The sequence below is a fragment of the Candidatus Microthrix subdominans genome, from assembly GCA_016719385.1.
GTDB lineage: Bacteria > Actinomycetota > Acidimicrobiia > Acidimicrobiales > Microtrichaceae > Microthrix > Microthrix subdominans.
Window position 1 is genome coordinate 260556 of record JADJZA010000008.1, and the last position, 19219, is coordinate 279774.

Consider the following 19219-nt stretch of genomic DNA (forward strand, 5'->3'; position numbering starts at 1 on the left):
CGATGACTGACTCGAAGGCGCTGGTCGACAAGCTGTGGAACTACTGCAACGTCCTGCGGGACGACGGCTTGTCATATGGCGACTACGTGGAGCAGCTCACGTATCTGTTGTTCCTCAAGATGTCCGAGGAGCAGCGTGAGCTGGGGTTGCCCGACATCGTCCCTGACGGGCTCGACTGGCCCTCGCTGCTGAAGCTGTCTGGCGAGGCGCTGGAGGCGCACTACATCCGTATCCTCAACGAGTTGGGCACCACCGACGACATGCTCGGCGTGGTCTTCCGGAAGGCGCAGAACCGGATCCAGGACCCGGCCAAGCTCCAGCGCCTCATCCACGACCTGATTGATGGCGAGACGTGGATGGGCCTGGACGTTGATGTGAAGGGCGACGCCTACGAAGGGCTCCTGGAGCGCAACGCCGCCGACACCAAGTCGGGCGCCGGCCAGTACTTCACGCCTCGGGCGCTGATTTCGGCGATGGTCGACGTGATGCAGCCCACGCCAGATATGCGCATCTGCGACCCGGCGTGCGGCACCGGCGGATTCTTTCTGGCCGCCTACGACTACATCGTCAAGAACAACCCTCACCTGGACCGTGCCCAAAAGCAGCACCTGCGATCGGGTGCTTTCACGGGGTGGGAGATCGTCGAGAACACTGCGCGATTGTGTGCCATGAACATGTTGCTGCACGGCATCGAGACGCCGGAGAGTGACAGCCCGATCCACCTCGACGATGCCCTGCGTGCCGATCCAGGCCAACGGTTCGACCTGGTGCTGGCCAACCCGCCGTTCGGCAAGAAGTCGTCGGTCACCATCGTCAACGCCGAGGGCAAGGTTGACCGGCAGGACATGACGGTGGTGCGCGAGGACTTCTGGGCGTCGACGTCCAACAAGCAGCTCAACTTCGTCCAGCACATGAAGACGCTGCTGAAGATCGGCGGCCAGTGCGCGGTAGTGGTTCCCGACAACGTGCTCTTCGAGGGCGGCGCCGGCGAGACAGTCCGACGCAAGCTGCTGCACGAGTGCAACGTGCACACGCTGCTGCGACTACCCACTGGCATCTTCTACGCCCAGGGCGTGAAGGCCAACGTGTTGTTCTTCGAGCGCAAACCCGGATCGGCAACCCCGTGGACCAAGGACCTGTGGATCTACGACCTGCGCACCAACCAGCACTTCACGCTGAAGCAGAACCCGCTGACCCGCGCCGACCTCGACGACTTCGTCGAGAGCTACCGGCCCGGTGACCTCGACGAACGTGTGGGGACCGAGCGCTTCAAGCGGTTCTCATACGACGACCTGGTCGCTCGCGACAAGGCCAGCCTGGACATCTTCTGGCTGCGAGACGAGAGCCTGGAAGACACCGACAACCTCCCGCCGCCGGGCGTCATCGCTGCCGAGATCGTGGAAGACCTCGAATCAGCGCTCGAAGAGTTTCGGGCGCTCGCCGAGAGCCTCGAAGGCATTGGTATCGACATTGAGGGGGCAAAGGAGTAGCTATGCCGTTGTTTGAGATCGGTGATAATGAACTCATCCCGTTCCGCCGAGTGCAGGCGGGGCCAGACCTGTATGAAGAGGAGATCGAGAGCCTGTTGTGGGCCAACCTGGATTCCTTCGTCGGCGTCCAACTGTTTCCATTGGCGCGGCAGCCGACGGTTGGCGACGGGATTCGCCCGGACATCGTTGCGCTAGATATCGACGGCCATGTCCATGTGATTGAGGTGAAGCGGGACGTCGACCGCCGGCAGCTCGCACAATGCCTGGAGTACGCAGGGTGGGCCCGCAACGCCAGCCTGGACGAACTGGCGGGATTGTTTCATGGCGGTGCAGAGGCCTTCTTCGCTGCTTGGACTGAGTTCACAGGGTCAGATTCGCCCCGTCTTGTTCAGCGGCCTCCGCAGCTCGTATTAGTCGCTCGGGACTTCGACGATCGGACCGACGCTGCGCTGAGCTACCTCACCGAGAACAACCTGCCGATCACCGTCCTCGGCGTGACCATCTACGAAGACCAGGAGCGTCGTCGATTCGTCGATGTCATGGCAGACCACGAACTGGACCTGCCTGCTGACAAGGAGGAAAAGCGTGGACGTTCTGCGCCGACTCGATATGAGATCGATGGCAGGCGAATCGCGTTGAGTGATCTTCTGGATGCGGGCCTGTTGTTGGCGGGCGCAGCACTCACGTGGATTCGACCGCGTATTGGTGCGACGTATCGGGCGACGGTTCTGGACACGGGGCAAGTCCGACTTGAGGATGGGCGAACCTACGCCTCGCCCTCAAAGGCGGCGATGGAGGCCGCCGACGTGCCGGCCTACGACGGATGGCACGCGTGGGTACTGCCGAACGGAAGGTCGCTCTCTGACCTGCGCTCCGAGTTGCTTGTGGCGCTCGAGTCGCGGCCCGGTGGCGGTGATCCAGAGGTCGAGGCCGTCGCAGCTGGATCCGAGTGGACCTCATCGGAGTCGGTCTGATGCCAATGGGACGACGGTGGCTCTTGGGCTGGGTCGGAATGATGAACGCCTCGATGGCGACCAGCAGCGCGCCGTAGTGGCCTCCGCCGTCGGCTGGTTGGATCAGTCCGAGGAACAGCAGCGCAAGATGCGCGAGATCATTGCCCTCTTCGCGGAGACGGGCACGATCGACGACATCGGAATCGGCGCGGTGCGCGATGCCTTCTCCGAGGTGCTGTTTCCGGGCCTCTCAACGGTTCAGACACGGGTTCGCTACCTGCTGTTCGTTCCGTGGGTCTACCAGCGGCTGGAGATCGAGCGGGTACCGAGCAGGCGGGCCGATGAGCAGACGCGTCAGTGGGAGATCGCGCTGATCTATTCGCTCCTCAACGGAGGCGGCAAGGAGGGGGTGATCGGCAGCGAGGCGAAGGACACGCTGAAGCAGTTGCCGTCGTTCATCTACTGGGGCGGGCTTCGCTCGTTTGGCATCCGCACGTTCACCGGCACACGCAGCGAGTACTTCCGGTCGATGGATCGGTTCAACAGTGCGGCGCCTACCCGGGGCGCCGAGGTCGGCGACGCCCAGTTCGACCAACGCGCACGTTGGCACACGAATGTCCCGGAACCGCCGGAGAACCTGTGGGACGAGGCGACCCTCGACCTGACCGGTGAGGAGGCCAGGTACCTGCAGGAACGGATGCTCGCGAGCCACCCAGAGTCGTTGCTGGCGCACCTCGTGCGAAGTCCGGTGAACGTGCCGAATGACTCGCAGTTTCCGTGGGATACGGTCGACGCGGACACGCTCCAGCCGGACTTGGCGACCAAGCTTGGCTTTGCCAGGTACTTCAGTGAGGCGATCCACGGCGCCTCGCTGCTGTACAACCTGATGTTGGCCGAGGCATCACAGAAACGTTCCCTGCCCGGGGCCGACGATCGGGTCAATGGCTATCAAGACCGACTTGCTGCTTGGACGGGGGAGATGAAGGCTCGTGCCGGCGCCATCGAGGCCGTCGATCGCACCGAGTTCTGGCAGGTCGTGCTCGGCTCGGGGGTGAACGTGGCCTGGCCCGTCCAGCGGTTCATCAACCTCTGGCTGAATGCTGTCGGTGCTGGGGCCGATGTGGTGAACTCCGACGAACTGCGCACGGCGATCAGCGATCGTGAGCGGCAGCTGAAGAAGTCGCTCGCTCGGCTGGCAAACCCCCATGCGCTGGAGATGTGGCGTGGCGACGCCGGAGTGGCGCGGTTCGACTTCCGCTGGCGCGTCGGTCGGTCGGCGGTCAACGACATCGCGACCGGGCTGCAGGCGGCCTGATGCTGCAACCGACCAACCGGCTGATGCTGGTCGACGCACTGCGGCCGCCGGCCGGGTTTGTGCTGGACACTGCGGTGGGCACCACGTTCACGCTTCACCTCGATGCGCTGCTGCTGGCGACGATGTCTTTTGCGATGTTCGATCACCTCGACGGCGACGATGGCACCCCAGATCCCATCGCCCTGCTGGAATCGGTACGTCGCCACGCCGACAACATCACGGTGTTCGCTCAGGCCGGGGCTATGTCGGGGCCCCGCAACCATCCGCCGATCTTGGCGTACCTCGAAGACTCGGTGGTGCCCGTGCGCTCGCCTAAGCCCGGGCACCTCTTCCATCCCAAGGTGTGGGCCCTGCGCTTTGTCGATGGTGCCGAACAGGTGCGGTATCGGTTGGTCATCCTCAGCCGAAACCTCACCCTGGACACCAGTTGGGACACCATCGTGCAACTCGACGGGGTGCCCAGCGTCGATCCGCCCAACTTCATCGGTGTGGTGGGCGACTTCCTCGATCGGTTGGCGGACCTGGCCGTGCATGCGTTGGACACACGACGCCGCGGCGCCGTGGATGGGCTGGCCGCCGAGCTTCGCAACGTCCACTGGGAGAAGCCGCCGGGGGTTCGGTGGCTGCGCTTCCATCCGCTCGGCCCCAGATTCCCATCGCCGAAGCTCTCCGGCGACCGGGTGCTGGCGATCTCACCGTTCTTGACCGAACGGATCACCCGACAGCTGGGGATGATGGCAGGGCCCAACGTCCTGGTAGCGAGGGCAGCGGCGTTGGATGGCGTCGGCCAGGACGCGGTGGCAGGGTTCGCCCAGACCTACGTGCTCGACACGGGTCAACCGCCACCGGTCCGGCTCACCTCCGACGGGGCAGCAGAGCCGGACGTAGGGCTCGACGAGTTCGACATCGAACCGCCTCGGCCCGGAGCCGAGCTGAGCGGACTCCACGCCAAGGTCATGCTGATCGAGGGCGGGGAGTACACCACGCTGTGGCTCGGATCGGCCAACGCCACCGACGCGGCGTTCGGGGGTAACAGCGAGTTCGCCATCGAGCTTGCGTTCCAGCCCACCGACCTGAGTGTCGACGGGCTCCTCGACGATGGGGACACCGCCAGCCTGCGCAGCCTGTTGACCGAGTACCGGCCGACCGGCGATGAGCCGGTTGAGCCCACCGAACTGGAGCAGGCGACACGCCGCTTGGACACGGTGCTGCGGGAGTTGGCTTGCGCGGCCTACACGGTTGCGGTGTCGCCTGTGGGCAACCAGTTTCGGTTGGAGCTCGCCTGGGACCCACCATCGGAGTCGCTCAAGCGGCGCATCGGCGACAGCGGACTGGATATCACCATCGGACCTGCGACCCCGCTGGACGTCCGTGCGCCGTACGCGGAGAGCGGCGCCGTGATTCCGTCAGTGTCGCTTCAGGCCATCACGTCGTTCCTGTTCATCGAGGCGCGTTCCACGGTGGATGGCACACCGATCTTCGGCCGGACGCTGGTGAATGCGCGGCTGACTGGCGCCCCGGACGACCGCAAGGACCAGGTGCTGGCGTCACTGCTCGACGATCCCGACAAGGTGCTGAAGTACCTCCTCTTTCTGCTGGCCGAACTCGCCGGCGACGAGTCGCTGCTCGACGCGCTGAAGGGCGCAGGCGCGTCGTTCGATTGGTCAACCGGCGCCGGCATGCCACCGTTGTTGGAGACGTTGCTGCGAGCGCTGGTCGACTCGCCCGACTCGCTCGATCCGGTGGCTGACCTGGTGGCGAGCTTCCAGGTCAGCGACAAGGGTGACCTCCTCCCGGAGGGCTTCGCCGACGTGTGGCACGCGATCGGTGCTGCACGGGAGCAAATGGGATGAGCGAACCGGGCTACGAGTCTGGGCCGGTTCTGGACCAGCTCAAGGATTTTCAGCGAGCGTCGGTGGAGCACGCCTTCCGTCAGCTCTACGACCGTGGCGCCGACCGGTTTTTGGTCGCTGACGAAGTTGGGCTCGGCAAAACGATGGTGGCCAGAGGCGTCATCGCCAAGGCCATTGAACGGCTGTGGGACGAGGTCGAGCGCATCGACATCATCTACATCTGCTCCAACGCCGGCATCGCCAAGCAGAACATCAGGCGCCTCAACGTGATGCCCGATCAAGACTTTTCGTTCAGCTCCCGCATGACCATGATCGCCCGGGATGTGAAGCAGCTCGAGGGCAACAAGGTGAACTTCGTGTCCTTCACCCCCGGTACGTCGTTTGACCTCAAGTCGAGCACCGGCATGAGCGATGAACGGGTGCTGTTGTACTGGCTGCTGCGCCACGTCTGGGGCGACGAAGCTGTGTCCGGGGCAGGTGGAAGGCGCCTACTCCAGGTCGACGTCGGGGACGACAACTGGCCGAAGTATCTGGAGCGGGGCGAGTTGGCACTTGGCGACGTCGATGCCCGGCTGCTCGAGGGCTTCACTGAGGATGTGGCCAAGCTCAATGGGCAGGATCGGTTTCGGGATCTGGCCACCGACTTCGCCCACGGAGTGCCGGAAATCGACTCACCGCCCCGGCATCTCCGCAATGAGCTGATTGGTGAGTTGCGGGCCGCTTTGGCCAAACGGTGCGTGCACGCGCTGGAACCAGACCTGGTGATTCTCGACGAGTTCCAGCGGTTTCGTCATCTGATGTCCGGAGAGAGTGCCGCCGGGCAACTCGCCCACGATCTCTTCGGGTTCGCCGACAATAAGACCCTGCTGCTCAGCGCGACGCCGTACAAAATGTTCACTCGGGGCGACGACGCCGACGACAATCACCATCGGGACTTCACCGATACGGTCGAGTTTCTGTTCAACGGCCGGCCCAACCGGTTCGAGTCGGCGATGGCCAACTTTCGCGCTGGCATTATGGATGTGGAGCGACGCGCTCCAGCCGAACTCGCACAATTGCGTCATGCCGTCGAAGCGGAGCTGACAAGCGTGATGGTGCGCACCGAGCGCCTCGGCGCCGGCAACGACCGCAACGGCATGCTGACCGAGGTCATCGATGGTGGCGCCCTCCTACCGTCCGACGTCGTTGGATACGTCGGGCTGGAGCGCTTGGCCAAGGCGGCGGGTGCGCCCCGACTTCTGGAGTTCTGGAAATCGGTACCGTCGTTTCTCAACTTCTGCGACGGCTACAAGTTCGATGACCACCTCAGTGCTGCGCTGGTTGACCCCGACCGAAGCGGCGAGGCACGAGACCTACTTGGCAAGTCCAACGGACGGATCAACTGGGAGTCGTGGCGGAGCTACCTGCGTCTCAACGACGACAACGGGCGCTACCGGTCGATCGAGGCACAGACGGTCCACAACGAGGCTTGGCGGATGTTGTGGATCGCTCCGTCGCTGCCGTACTACGAGCTCGCTGCTCCCTGGGATGGCGAGCGCCTCAACTTCACCAAGCGACTGATCTTCTCGAGCTGGACGGGCGTGCCGAAGTCGGTGTCCTCGCTGCTGTCCTACGAAGTGGAACGCCGCATGTTTGGCCTCCGCCGGGGCCCGATGGTTTCCAACAGCCCAGAAACACGAAAGACCATCCGGGGACTGCTGATGTTCCGCCGGGATCCGCTGGGCCGGCCGGGCGCGATGAACTCGTTTGCGTTCGTGTACCCCTGCATCACCTTGGCAGAGCTGGGCGATCCGCTGAAGATCGCCCAAGAGCATGGTGGGACGCTGACGCTCGACGAGATGCGTGCCCTCGTGAGGACCCGAGTTGAGGAGGCACTGGACCGCGTCGTCGTGGATCACGCCCCGGACGCCCCTCAACCGGACAAGCGTTGGTATTGGGCGGCGCCGTTGCTGCTCGACCGAGCCAGCAATTTTGCGACGTGGATGAGTCGAAAGGACAGGACCGGTCGCGGCTGGGATGGAGGTGCATCCGAGGAAACCGAAGACGAGGGGGGTGCCGGAAACGAGATCTTTACGGAGCACGTGCAACTGGCCGCCGCCATGTACCGAGGTGAGGTACCGCTGGGGGAGCGGCCCGACGATCTGGTTGACGTGTTGGTCGACTTGGCTTTGGGGTCGCCAGCAACCGTGGCGTTGCGCTCCATCGGCCACGCCTTGGGCGCACAAATGCCATTGCTGCACCGGTGGGATGGGGCGTGTCGTATCGGGTGGGCTTTCCGTTCGCTCTTCAACCTCCCCGACGTCCTTTCAATGGTCCGATCGGCCGACTGGGAGCAGGATTACTGGCGCACAGCCACCAGGTATTGCGCCGATGGCTGCCTCACCGCCGTGCTTGATGAGTACCTCCACGTGTTGCGGGAGTCCATCGGGCTCTATGAGATCGACGGCGACAAGCCTGGCGACGACATGTATGAGCTGGCTGCTGCGGTTCAGGAGGCGGTGGGGATCAGAACGACCTCGCTGGTGGCCATGGACCACTTGGGCGAGGCCGGCGACACCCCTCGGTTTCGCACTCGGTACGCGATGCGGTTCGGCGACGATCGGGCCGAGACCGAGCAATCGACCGTCACTTCTGCCCAGCTTCGTCGGGCGTTCAACTCGCCGTTCTGGCCCTTTGTGCTGACCTCCACGTCGGTGGGGCAGGAGGGGCTCGACTTCCACCTGTACTGCCATGCGATCGTGCATTGGAACCTGCCTTCCAATCCGGTCGACCTCGAACAGCGTGAGGGGCGGGTGCACCGCTTCAAGGGCCACGCCGTTCGGCGCAACGTCGCTGCTGCATGCGCAGATGCCGCATGGTCCGCGCCGGACGATCCGTGGTCCGCCCTCTTTGCGTCGGCTGCCGAGACCCGCGGCGAGAACGACACCGAGCTCGTGCCGTTCTGGGTGTTTTCAGGTGATGCCAAGATCGAGCGGCATGTCCCGATGCTGCCGATGTCGCGTGAGGTGGGCCAACTCGCTCGCCTCAAGCGCGATGTGGCTCGATACCGGCTCGTGTTCGGCCAGCCCCGCCAAGATGACCTGATCCACTACTTGGGCGATGTCGAGCCTGAGAAGCTGAACGAACTCCGCATCGACCTTTCTCCCAGACATCTTTGATGAGGCATCGTTCGGGAGTGACGTCCGCGACGATGGTTTGCCTCGTACCTTGCGGACGCTGCCACGACGTCGCAATCCGTCCGTTGTGGCAGGCGATGTCAGATTCCCCAAGGAAGATCCAGGCAATCGTTGGGACTGGCGGTGTAGCCAGCATCCACTCTTCAACCCAGGAACCTTCACCTGGTCGGATCGATAGCGTTCTGTGATGCCTGGACATGTGCACGTCGTCGCCGGAGACATCACCAAGATCGGTTGCGATGCGTGGCTGCTGCCAACGGACGGCGCATTCACGATCAGCGGAGCATTCGCTGAGGAGATTGGACTCGTGTCCGGTCAGCGCTTGGCAAACCAAGTCTGGGATGGTTCCAGAGTAATTCGCCTTGAGCAATCACTGGCGGGAAGACCGCAGGTTTGGCTGGCCAACGTCGGACGGAATCCGGGCGACCCTCGCAACGAAGGTTCGTGGTACGCCGACGTGATCGAGCCATTCGCCCGGAGCGCCAAGGAAGGGCTGGAGCCAACCGGCGTCCCGCCGCTGCTGGCCATCCCGGTGTTGGGCACGGGCGACGGTGGCATGGCGGCCGACAAGGGAACGATCTATCGGGAACTCTTGCCAGAGATGCTGTGCGTGGCCGAGTCGCAGGAAGTCGACCTGGTGCTGGTGTGCTGGGGAAGGCGCTCGCTCTCGGCCGCTCAGCGTGTCCGTCGCGATCTGGTGGCCGGCCGGTCGCTCAAGGAGCTCTGGGATATGGGACCGAAGGCGGAGGTCCTCGTGACCGAAGCGCAGCGGCTTGGCGAACTCGCACGAGATCGGCAGATGGTGTTGTTCCTCGGCGCCGGGGCATCAGCAGGTGCAGGGTTACCCACCTGGCAAAGACTGCTCGATGACATCGCGGACGAGGCCAAGCTGAGCCAGGACAACCTCGAAGCGCTCCGTCGGCTCGACATGCGCGATCAGGCTGCGATCCTCGAGCAACGGCTCACAGGTTCGACGCTGCACGAAGTGCTCAGAGACCGTTTGAAGGCAACCGAGTACGGCCTCACCCAAGGATTGCTGGCCTCCTTGCCATCGCGGGAAGCGATCACGACCAACTACGACACGCTCTTCGAGTCGGCCTGCGATGCCATTGAAGGCGACCGACCGGCAGTTCTTCCCTATGAATCGGCACGTCCTGAGGGGCGGTGGCTATTGAAGCTCCACGGTTGCATCGCTCGAGACGAGAGTATCGTCCTCACCAGGTCCGACTATCTGGACATTCCGTCCCGTCACGGAGCCCTCTTCGGGCTGGTGCAGGCCATGTTGATGACCCGACACATGTTCTTCGTTGGCTACTCGCTCTCCGATGAGGACTTCCATCAGCTGATCCACGAGGTTCGGCTGGCGCGTGGCGAGAACACCACGCCGGAGGTGCCTTCCAGTCAGGTTGACCGTCGGCTGGGCACGACGCTCTCTCTGTTTGACGACCCCCTCTTTGCGGATTTGTGGAGAGATGACGTTCGCGTGGTTCCCATCGCCGAAAAGCCGGTAGGAGAGCCAACCGAAGCAGATTTTGCGCAGGCCGCGAGGTGGGCCCAGATCTTTCTCGACCTGGTGGCTTTGGAGTCTGCAGACCTCGACGCCTACCTCCTTGACGGCACCTACGCGGAACTGCTCGATGACAACGAGCGAAAGTTGGCGAAGGCGCTGAGGGATATCGACACCGAGGCGCTCGCCGGTGCTCATGCGGGTGAGCGGGTGCGCCAACTGCTCGCGTCCTTCGGCGCCGTCGACAACTGATCTCAGACGCGGGTCAGCCTCCGATGAACTGAGAGGCGATCAGGCCGAGCACCAGCGTGATGACCAGCCCGATCATCCACTGGTTGGTCCTGTTCATGTCGCTGCGAAGACCGTCGATGCCAGCTCGGAGCTGAGCGACTTCGGCCCGAATCCCGACGATCTCCGTGCGGAACCCGGCCATCTCGCTGCGGAACCCGGCGAGTTCCTGGTGCACGTAGCGTGTGAGCCGGACTTCTGATTCGGAGATCTGGGTGCGGAGACTCTCGATCTCGGTCCTGACGCCCTGAACCTGGGCCGCGACGAAATCACGGGTTGCGGGTTCGTCCAGTTCGCGGGATGCGATGTTGGACAACAGCTCTCCCACTGCTTCGTAGTCGCCGACCGTGTCGCCCAACTGGTTGTAGAGCGTGGATCGGTGCTTTTCGGACAGTGCCATGGTGACCCGCCTTCCACGTCGCGTCAACGCGCTCGCCGCCGCTGCGCGCCACGGTAGGGGCTGGGTTGTGACCCGTCATCGGGTCGGTCTGCCCGGGTAGCCCGACCCGTCGCTGACAGAGGCGCCACAGGTTTGGCGTACTGTCGGCCGGGTGAGCGAGACGATCTCGGTCGGGGATGCCGACGATCCTCGGTTGGCCGATTTTCGCCGGCTGAACGACCAGGCGGCGCGTCGGGAGATGGAGGACGACGAGTACTTCCTGTCGGAGGGGTGGGTGTCGATCGACCGGCTGATCGACTCCGGTCACGTCTTTCGATCGGTCCTGCTGTCGCCATCCAGAGTCAACCGCTTCCGGCCGTTCACGGAGCGGCCCGAGATGGATGGCGTGCCGGTGTACGTGGCCGAGCGGGACGTGATGCACCACATCGTTGGGTTCGACCTGCCACGAGCGGTTCTGGTCTCGGCGTTCCGCCAGCCGCTTCAGTCTGTCGAGCACCTTGCAGCGACCTCGAAGCGGTTGATCGTGCTCGAGGCGCTCAACGACGACGAGAACGTCGGGGCGATCGCACGGGCGGCCCGAGCCTTCGACATCGATGGCATGGTGCTCAGCCCCACTTGCACCGATCCCTACCATCGCCGCACCGTGCGGGTGAGCATGGGCGAGATCCTGCACATGCGCGTGGCCCGAGCCTCATCCGATGAGTGGCCCGGAGCGCTCGGCACGTTGCACGACCACGGGTTCGAATCGTGGGCGCTGACACCCGGCGTCGACGCCGAGGATCTGTGGAGGGCCGACGTGCCGGAGCGACTGGCGATCATGCTTGGAGCGGAGGGCCCGGGCCTGACCCCCGAGGTCCTCAGCGCCGCCAGCAAACGGGTGAGGATCCCGATCAGCGATGCGGTCGATTCGCTCAACGTCGGTCACGCAGCAGCGATCGTGTTCGCCGCTGTGTCGCGGGCACGCTCGTAGTTCTGGGTTCAGCGCCTCGGCCGCAGTGCGTTACTCCTGGCTTCGCCGGAGGCGGACGCAGCACAGGGTGGGGTCGGGCTCGAGGCGCACGTCGAAGCCGCTGTCGTCGACCTCTGCAACGGCCGCTGCGATGAGGCAATGGTTCATGCGACACACCAACTCGGTGTGGCTTTTGGCCAGGACGTGGAATGGACAGTTCCGCAGCACGACCGTGCCGTCGCTTTGCTCGAGCGGTTCGTAGCCCTGCCCGTGAAGCACCTCCAGCGTGGCCGCTCGGGCGGAGTCGGCCGAACGCGCTCGGCCTTGGAGGGTCTTGATGGCCTGGCCGAGTTGTTGTCCGGCTGCGCGGGCGGCACCATCGACGGCGTCGGAGACGTCCCGCCCCGTCGCTTGAGCGTCCACAACGGCATCGGCAAGGAGGCGTCCGGCCAACTCGTAATCACGGGGCGGCAGGGCGATGTCGAACTCGGCATCGGAACGGCGGTACACCTTGGCGGGCCGGCCGGCGCCGGGGCCCGTCCGGCCGGTGAGCCGCTGGTAGTCCACGTCGAGGAGGCCTTCCTCGGCCAACCGGTCGAGGTGGTGGGCGGCGACGCCCCGTTGGATGCCTGCAGCGTCGGCGGCTGCGTCCCGCCCGACCCAGTCACCTGCGGACACGATGTGGTCGTAGAGCGCCCGCCGGCTGGGCTCCCCCAGAACGCTGAGGGCGGCGATCTGGTCGATCGTGGGCGGTTGCTTCGCTGACATGGGTACATCGTACCTCTAAGTGCAAGATTCGGTAGCTATAGACCGGGCGGCCCGCTACTATCAACAATACAACTTGATGATAGAGAGGTGTTGCGATGACCACAGCGTTCGTCCTGTCCGGTGGCGGCAGCCTCGGAGCCGTCCAGGCCGGCATGCTCGCCGCACTTGAAGAGCAGGGACTCCGCCCCGACCTGCTGATCGGCACGTCGGCCGGGGCGCTCAACGCCGCGTATCTCGGGGCGCACGGCTACTCGTCCGAGTCGATCGCCGATCTGGCGACGCTGTGGCGCGGGTTGCGACGACAGGACGTCTTTCCGGTCGATCCGCTTCGGTCGGTGTTGGCCTTCGCAGGGAAACGGGCCTCGTTGTGTTCGATGCGACCGCTGCGGCGGTTGGTCGACAAGCACCTGCCGATCACCGACTTGGGGGATGCGCAACTGCCGCTGCACATCATCACCACCGACGTACTGAGCGGCGAGGAGGTGGTGCTCTCCAGCGGCAATGCCACCACGGCGGTACTGGCGAGCGCCGCCATCCCGGCGGTATTTCGACCGGTCGACCACGAGGGACGGCTGCTGATCGACGGCGGTGTCTCGAACAACACCGCCGTCGGTCAGGCCGTGGCGCTGGGGTCCGACCGGGTGGTGGTCGTGCCCGCCGGTTTTGCCTGCGACCTGAGCGAACCGCCCGGAACGCCGCTGGCCGCGTTGGCCCATTCGATCACGCTGCTGCTGGAGCAGCGACTGATCGTCGAGGTCGCCCACTTCGCAGATCAGGTCGAGATCATCGTCGCACCCCCGCTGTGCCCCCTCAGCGTGAACGCCGTCGACTTCGGCCACGCCGACGAACTGATCGACCGCGCCCACGCAGACACCCGCAGCTGGCTCGAAGCGGGCAACGAACACCTGCCGCATCAGGCCCGCTTCCTCGCCTTGCATCACCACAGTCACAAGCACGGACCTGGCCCTGACCGTTCTGATCGCTTCCCACCGCTGGTCGACGAGGTCATGTAAGCCGTACCGCACCGAGCGGATCGGCCACTGGGTCCTGGGGCCGGCCGGGGCGGCAACGTTGGCGGGTTAGGGTCGCTGACCCGCCGACCTACCCAGGAAACGAGGACCCGATGGGCCACTACAAAGACATTGCCGCCGACCTGCGCGAGCCGTCCAAGTCGCTACGCGCCGCCATCCCCGAGGCGTACAGCGCGTTCGGTGCGCTCCATCAGGCGGCATCGGGCGACGGGGTACTCCCGGCTAAGGTGAAGGAACTGATGGCCCTGGCCATCTCGGTGGTGAAGCAGTGCGACGGTTGCATCGCCAACCACGCCAGGGCCGCCGCCAAACAGGGTGCGACCGCCGAGGAAGTAGCCGAGACCCTCGGGGTCGCGCTGTTGATGGCTGGCGGGCCGGCCACGGTGTACGGGCCCCGGGCCTGGGAGGCGTTCCACGAGTTTGCCGGCATCGACCTCCCCGGAGCGTCAGCGTGAGTGACCCCCGGCGCTGGGACGAGCGCTACAGCACTACCGACCTTATCTGGAAGAGCGAACCGAACCAGTTCCTTCCGCCCGAGGTCGATGGCCTCACGCCGGGCCGGGCACTGGATCTCGCCTGCGGCGAAGGTCGCAACGCTGTCTGGCTGGCCAGCCGGGGCTGGACGGTCACCGGCATCGACTTCTCCCAAGTGGGGCTGACCAAGGCGGCGGGACTGGCGGAGGCGAACGACGTCACCATCGAGTGGATCGTCGAGGACGTGACCGCCGGAGAGCCCACCGGCGAGTTCGACCTCGTCATCGTCTTCTACCTGCAGGTACCCGAGCCGGAGCGCCGGGCCGCCTTCTCGCGGGCCGCTCGCGAGCTCGCCCCCGGGGGCACCCTGCTGATCGTCGGCCACGATCTGTTGAATCTCACCGAAGGGGTTGGTGGCCCCCCGGATGCGGCCGTGCTCTACGGTCCCGACGACGTTCGGCGGGACCTGTCCGAGGCCGGGGTTGACGACCTGGTCATCGAGCGAGCCGAGCGGGTCAATCGATCCGTCGACACCGACAACGGGCCGGCTGTGGCGATCGATTGCCTCGCCCGCGCCCACCGGCCGGCGACGGCCTGAACGCAGGACGACGGGGGCCGTTGCCGCGACAGACCCTCCTTGTCCCACCGACCTGGATTGTCACAGGACCGTCGTAGGCTGTCGCCGTGGCAAAATCCAGCGCTCCACCCGTCCCACCGCCGCTGCGCCAGGCGATGGCTGCGCCCAAGATGGTGCGCCCCTTCAAGGTGCACGCTGCGTTCGAGCCGGCGGGCGACCAGCCGGAGGCGATCGCTGCGTTGGCCGAGGGCATCGAGGCCGGCGAGCGCTACCAGACGCTGCTGGGCATCACCGGCTCGGGTAAGTCGGCCACGGTTGCGTGGATGATCGAGCAGGTGCAGCGGCCCACCCTGGTGCTGGCGCCCAACAAGAGCCTGGCCGCACAGCTGGCCAACGAGTACCGCGAGTTCTTCCCCGACAACCGGGTGGAGTACTTCGTCAGCTACTACGACTACTACCAGCCCGAGGCCTACATCGCCTCCAGCGATACCTTCATCGAGAAGGACAGCTCGGTGAACGACGACATCGACCGGCTGCGGCACTCGGCCACCTCCGCGCTGCTCACCCGTCGGGATGTGATCGTCGTCGCCTCGGTCAGCTGCATCTACGGCCTGGGTTCGCCCGAGGACTACGCCCGCCAACTGCTGTCGGTGCGGGTGGGGGAGTCGATCGATCAACGGGAGCTGCTGGGCCGCCTGGTCGACATGCAGTACGAGCGAAACGACCTCAATCTGGTGCGGGGCAAGTTTCGGGTGCGCGGCGACGTCATCGAGATCCACCCGGCGTACGAGGAGACGGCGGTGCGCATCGAGCTGTTCGGCGACGAGATCGAGACGATCTCGATCGTCGACCCGCTGACCGGCGAGCGGGTACGCACCCAGGAGGAGCTGGAGATCTTCCCGGCCACCCACTACGCCACGCCCGACGACAAGTTGCGCGCCGCCATCGGTCGGATCGAGACCGAGCTGGCCGGCCAGCTACAGCTGTTCGAGCGCGAGCAGAAGCTGCTCGAGGCCCAACGGCTGCGCATGCGCACCGAGTACGACCTCGAGATGCTCAACGAGATGGGGTTCTGCAACGGCATCGAGAACTACTCGGCACCGATGGAGGGCCGGGCACCGGGCGATCCGCCCAACACGCTGCTCGACTTCTTTCCCGACGACTTCCTCATGGTGATCGACGAGAGCCACGTCACCATCCCTCAGATCCACGGACAGTACGCCGGCGACCGGTCCCGCAAGGAGAACCTGATCCAGCACGGTTTCCGCCTGCCGTCGGCGGCCGACAACCGGCCGCTGCGCTTCGAGGAGTGGGAGAAGCGGGTCAACCAGTGCGTGCTGCTGTCGGCGACGCCGTCCAAGTGGGAGATCGAGCACTCCGACCGGGTGGTCGAACAGATCGTGCGGCCCACCGGCCTGGTCGACCCCGAGGTGGAGGTGCGGCCCACCAAGGGACAGATCGACGACCTGATGGCCCGCATCGACGAGCGGGTCACCAGGGGCGAGCGGGTGCTGGTGACCACGCTGACCAAGAAGATGGCCGAGGACCTGACCGACTACCTGCTCGAGATGGGCGTACGGGTGCGGTACCTGCACAGCGAGGTGGACACCCTGCAGCGCATCGAGCTGGTGCGCGACCTGCGGCTTGGTGAGTTTGACGTGTTGGTGGGCATCAACCTGCTGCGCGAGGGCCTCGACATCCCCGAGGTGTCGCTGATGGCCATCCTCGACGCCGACAAGGAGGGGTTCCTCCGCTCGGAGACCTCGCTGATCCAAATGATCGGCCGGGCCGCTCGCAACGTCGAGGGGCGGGTGGTGATGTACGCCGACAACATGACCGACTCGATGCGGCGTGCCCTGTCGGAGACAAACCGGCGCCGTGGCCTGCAGCAGGCCCACAACATCGAGCACGGCATCGACCCCACCTCGGTGCGCAAGGCGGTCACCGACATCCTGGCCGACCTGCGGGGTGCCGGCGGCGGCACGCCCATCCCCGGCGGTGGCCGTCGCAAGCAGCGGCCGGGCGAGCGAGCTCGGGCCGAGGCCTACGCCGACCTACCCCCCGAGGATCTGGGCCGGCTGATCCAGGCGCTGCGCATCGAGATGGAGGAGGCCTCGGCCGACCTGCGCTTCGAGGAGGCGGCACGGCTGCGCGACGAGGTGAAGGAGCTCGAGCGCGAGGCTCGCTCGGCCGGGCTGTCCAAGTAGCCCCGCCTGTGGCATCCTCCGAACGCGGATCTGTCCGATGAATGGCCCGCACGATCGTGCCGCGGTCAGGCTGGAGAGCGGATGAGTGCCACGGACACGACCGCCCATGCTGCATCGAGCGCTGCTGCGGCGCGTCCTGCGCTGGGCTACCTGCCCTCGCTCGACGGGCTGCGGGGAATCGCCGTCGCCGCCGTCGTCGCGTACCACCTCGACTTCGGGTGGGCGCAGGGCGGCTACCTGGGCGTCTCCTTGTTCTTCACCCTGTCCGGCTACCTGATCAGCCGCCTGATGATGGGCGAGGTTGAGCGCACCGGCCGGGTGGCAGTGGGCGCGTTCTGGCGACGCCGGATCAAACGGCTGGCCCCTGCGTCGATGGTGACGTTGACGTCGATCGTGGCCTTGGAGCACCTCGACCCGTCGATCTGGTCCACCACCGGGTTCCGATCCTCGATGTTCGGGGCCTTGTTCCACGTGGCCAACTGGGAGGCCCTGATCTCGGGCACCGGCTACTTCGACCTGCTCGGGGTGGCCTCGCCGGTGCGCCACTACTGGTCGCTCGCCATCGAGGAGCAGTTCTACCTGGTCTTTCCCCTGGTGGTGCTGGTGCTGATCGGCTCGCAGCGCAAACGGATCGACCGGCTCGTGCCCCTGGCCATCGTCGGCATTGCGATCTCGACCGTGCTGACGTTGCTGCTCTCGTCCAACCCGGAGCGGGTGTACCTGGGCACCGATACCCGTATGGCCGAGATCCTCTTCGGTGTGCTCTTCGGTGCGCTGCACCATCGCCTCGGCGACCGGCTCGGCCGGCGGGCGGCCAGCCTGGCGCTACCCGCCCTGGCCATCTTCATCCTGGCGGTGATCACGCTGCCGGCCTCGAGCCCCATCATCTCCCATGGCGGCCTGATCGTCGGCGGCGGGATCTGGGCGGTGCTGATCGTCGGAGTGGCCCACGCCGGGCCCACGTCCCGCGTCGGCCTGGCCGGCACCCTGGCGGCCGAACCGCTGCCGTACCTGGGCCGCATCAGCTATGCCCTGTACCTGACGCACTGGCCGATCCTGCAGGTGCTGTCCCAGGGGCGCCTGGGCACCGGCAGGCTGGCCACGGTCGTCATCCAGGTCGGCGTCTCGGTGGCGGTCGCCTCGGCGATCACGTTCTGGATCGAGCGCCCGATCCGTACGTGGCGCCCCAAGATCACCGCCACCGTCCCGCTGGCCTGGCTGACCGCAACAACGGTCGTCGCCGGCCTGATCCTCCTGCCGTTGCCGTCGTCCGAGGCGTCGGCCGAGGATCTCGGCGCCCCGCTGGTCACGGTGCCGCGCGGTGCGCCGGTGCAGGGCGCCGCCGACGTCGATTTCGGTGACACGGTGGCAGAGTTCGGGGACTCGGTCGGCTTCACCACCTTCTTCGTGAGCGACGGCTGGCTTCAGGAGAACGTCGGCGTCAAGGTGGTCGGCCATGCCGCGCTGGGGTGCGGCACGATGACCGACATCGATCTCCAGGTCGCCCCCGGGCAGCCACGCCTAAAGCCGCCGCCGGGCTGCCTCGATGCCGCCGGAATGGCCGAGCTGATCGCCGAGGACACACCGGACGTCGTCTTGTACATGTCCCTGGGCATCGACCTGTACGACCACGAGATCGACGGCGAGTGGACCTCGCTGGCCGACCCCGCCTTCCAGCAGCGCTACACCGAGGTGCTGTCCGCCAAGCTGGACGCCCTCGAATCGGGCGGCGCCACCGTGCTGATCGGCAACGTGCCGCCGACGCAGCCCATCGACGCAAACGGCGTCCGGGTGGGCAAGGACTTCCCCGAGCGGGTGCGGGTGCTCAACGACATCATCGCCCGGGAGGCCAACGAGCGCGTGGGCACCGTCGTGCTCGACTACGCCGGAGCGGTCGAGCTGGCAGAGCAGACGGTCGACCTGCGACCCGACGGGGTGCATCCCAATCCCGAGCTGGGCTCCGGCTGGGTCGACGCCTACTTCGGGCCGATCATCATCGACGCCCAGTCGAGGGCGCTCGAGGAGCAGGCCACCGACGACCCCGCCCTGTAGCGGCCGGGGCTTTCGTGAGGTGCGCGGCGCTTGGCCGGGCGAGCGACCGGGTGGGCGGTGCTGCAAGAGTCTGACCGCCGACTTTCGCATGGTGGTCATGCGCAAGTCGGCGGTCAGGCTTTCGCAGCAGGTCGAGCAGGCTGCTGAGGGTCGCTGGAACCAGCGCCAGCGCGAGTCGG

At 65.7% G+C, this 19219-nt stretch carries 14 protein-coding genes; 12 read left to right on the forward strand and 2 right to left on the reverse strand.

Annotated features, from left to right (window positions below; genetic code table 11):
• Positions 1 to 2 precede the first annotated feature (2 nt).
• The 6 genes from IPN02_15645 (at position 3) to IPN02_15670 (ending at position 10546) form a co-directional block, all read left to right on the forward strand.
• Positions 3 to 1490, forward strand: coding sequence for an SAM-dependent DNA methyltransferase (locus IPN02_15645; GenBank protein MBK9298237.1), 1488 nt, complete (start codon positions 3 to 5; stop codon positions 1488 to 1490).
• 2 nt (positions 1491 to 1492) lie between these two features.
• Positions 1493 to 2464 carry a hypothetical protein gene (locus IPN02_15650; GenBank protein ID MBK9298238.1) on the forward strand — a complete coding sequence of 324 codons (972 nt, stop codon included), beginning with the start codon at positions 1493 to 1495 and terminating at the stop codon, positions 2462 to 2464.
• A gap of 16 nt (positions 2465 to 2480) precedes the next feature.
• Entirely contained in the window at positions 2481 to 3758 is a 1278-nt protein-coding gene (locus IPN02_15655) for a hypothetical protein (GenBank protein ID MBK9298239.1), read from the forward strand.
• Positions 3758 to 5611 (forward strand): phospholipase D family protein, encoded by a 1854-nt coding sequence (locus tag IPN02_15660; GenBank protein MBK9298240.1) that lies wholly within the window; start codon positions 3758 to 3760, stop codon positions 5609 to 5611. The genes IPN02_15655 and IPN02_15660 overlap by 1 nt, the downstream gene beginning before the upstream one ends.
• Positions 5608 to 8769 (forward strand): DEAD/DEAH box helicase, encoded by a 3162-nt coding sequence (locus IPN02_15665; protein MBK9298241.1) that lies wholly within the window; start codon positions 5608 to 5610, stop codon positions 8767 to 8769. Before IPN02_15660 ends, IPN02_15665 begins: the two co-directional genes overlap by 4 nt.
• 574 nt (positions 8770 to 9343) lie before the next feature.
• Positions 9344 to 10546 (forward strand): SIR2 family protein, encoded by a 1203-nt coding sequence (locus tag IPN02_15670; GenBank protein MBK9298242.1) that lies wholly within the window; start codon positions 9344 to 9346, stop codon positions 10544 to 10546.
• A 13-nt stretch (positions 10547 to 10559) separates the two neighbouring features.
• Here the strand turns inward: IPN02_15670 and IPN02_15675 are convergent, their stop codons facing one another.
• Positions 10560 to 10982 (reverse strand): hypothetical protein, encoded by a 423-nt coding sequence (locus tag IPN02_15675; protein ID MBK9298243.1) that lies wholly within the window; start codon positions 10980 to 10982, stop codon positions 10560 to 10562.
• Between the two features lie 151 nt (positions 10983 to 11133).
• On the opposite strand from IPN02_15675, the gene IPN02_15680 reads away from it, so the two are divergent.
• Positions 11134 to 11952 (forward strand): RNA methyltransferase, encoded by an 819-nt coding sequence (locus IPN02_15680; protein ID MBK9298244.1) that lies wholly within the window; start codon positions 11134 to 11136, stop codon positions 11950 to 11952.
• 30 nt (positions 11953 to 11982) lie between these two features.
• Here the strand turns inward: IPN02_15680 and IPN02_15685 are convergent, their stop codons facing one another.
• Complete coding sequence (locus tag IPN02_15685) at positions 11983 to 12699, reverse strand: transcriptional regulator (protein MBK9298245.1); 717 nt, start codon at positions 12697 to 12699, stop codon at positions 11983 to 11985.
• Between the two features lie 95 nt (positions 12700 to 12794).
• Here IPN02_15685 and IPN02_15690 point away from each other — a divergent pair, with 95 nt between their 5' ends.
• From IPN02_15690 to IPN02_15710, 5 genes are all read left to right on the forward strand, one after another.
• Complete coding sequence (locus tag IPN02_15690) at positions 12795 to 13712, forward strand: patatin-like phospholipase family protein (GenBank protein ID MBK9298246.1); 918 nt, start codon at positions 12795 to 12797, stop codon at positions 13710 to 13712.
• Between the two features lie 110 nt (positions 13713 to 13822).
• Entirely contained in the window at positions 13823 to 14185 is a 363-nt protein-coding gene (locus IPN02_15695) for a carboxymuconolactone decarboxylase family protein (protein MBK9298247.1), read from the forward strand.
• Entirely contained in the window at positions 14182 to 14802 is a 621-nt protein-coding gene (locus tag IPN02_15700; GenBank protein MBK9298248.1) for a class I SAM-dependent methyltransferase, read from the forward strand. The genes IPN02_15695 and IPN02_15700 overlap by 4 nt, the downstream gene beginning before the upstream one ends.
• Before the next feature lie 149 nt (positions 14803 to 14951).
• Positions 14952 to 16988, forward strand: coding sequence for an excinuclease ABC subunit UvrB (gene uvrB / locus IPN02_15705; protein MBK9298249.1), 2037 nt, complete (start codon positions 14952 to 14954; stop codon positions 16986 to 16988).
• 81 nt (positions 16989 to 17069) lie between these two features.
• Positions 17070 to 19040, forward strand: a complete 1971-nt coding sequence (locus IPN02_15710; GenBank protein MBK9298250.1) for an acyltransferase family protein — start codon at positions 17070 to 17072, stop codon at positions 19038 to 19040.
• The last annotated feature ends 179 nt before the right edge of the window (positions 19041 to 19219 follow it).

What these genes read in the sequence shown, in the direction of transcription:
- IPN02_15645 (MBK9298237.1), top strand. Translation starts at nt 3, where the DNA reads ATGACTGACTCGAAGGCGCTGGTCGACAAGCTGTGGAACTACTGCAAC.
- IPN02_15650 (MBK9298238.1), top strand. Translation starts at nt 1,493, where the DNA reads ATGCCGTTGTTTGAGATCGGTGATAATGAACTCATCCCGTTCCGCCGA.
- IPN02_15660 (MBK9298240.1), top strand. Translation starts at nt 3,758, where the DNA reads ATGCTGCAACCGACCAACCGGCTGATGCTGGTCGACGCACTGCGGCCG.
- IPN02_15665 (MBK9298241.1), top strand. Translation starts at nt 5,608, where the DNA reads ATGAGCGAACCGGGCTACGAGTCTGGGCCGGTTCTGGACCAGCTCAAG.
- IPN02_15670 (MBK9298242.1), top strand. Translation starts at nt 9,344, where the DNA reads ATGGCGGCCGACAAGGGAACGATCTATCGGGAACTCTTGCCAGAGATG.
- IPN02_15675 (MBK9298243.1), bottom strand. Translation starts at nt 10,982, where the DNA reads ATGGCACTGTCCGAAAAGCACCGATCCACGCTCTACAACCAGTTGGGC.
- IPN02_15685 (MBK9298245.1), bottom strand. Translation starts at nt 12,699, where the DNA reads ATGTCAGCGAAGCAACCGCCCACGATCGACCAGATCGCCGCCCTCAGC.
- IPN02_15690 (MBK9298246.1), top strand. Translation starts at nt 12,795, where the DNA reads ATGACCACAGCGTTCGTCCTGTCCGGTGGCGGCAGCCTCGGAGCCGTC.
- IPN02_15695 (MBK9298247.1), top strand. Translation starts at nt 13,823, where the DNA reads ATGGGCCACTACAAAGACATTGCCGCCGACCTGCGCGAGCCGTCCAAG.
- uvrB (MBK9298249.1), top strand. Translation starts at nt 14,952, where the DNA reads ATGGTGCGCCCCTTCAAGGTGCACGCTGCGTTCGAGCCGGCGGGCGAC.
- IPN02_15710 (MBK9298250.1), top strand. Translation starts at nt 17,070, where the DNA reads ATGAGTGCCACGGACACGACCGCCCATGCTGCATCGAGCGCTGCTGCG.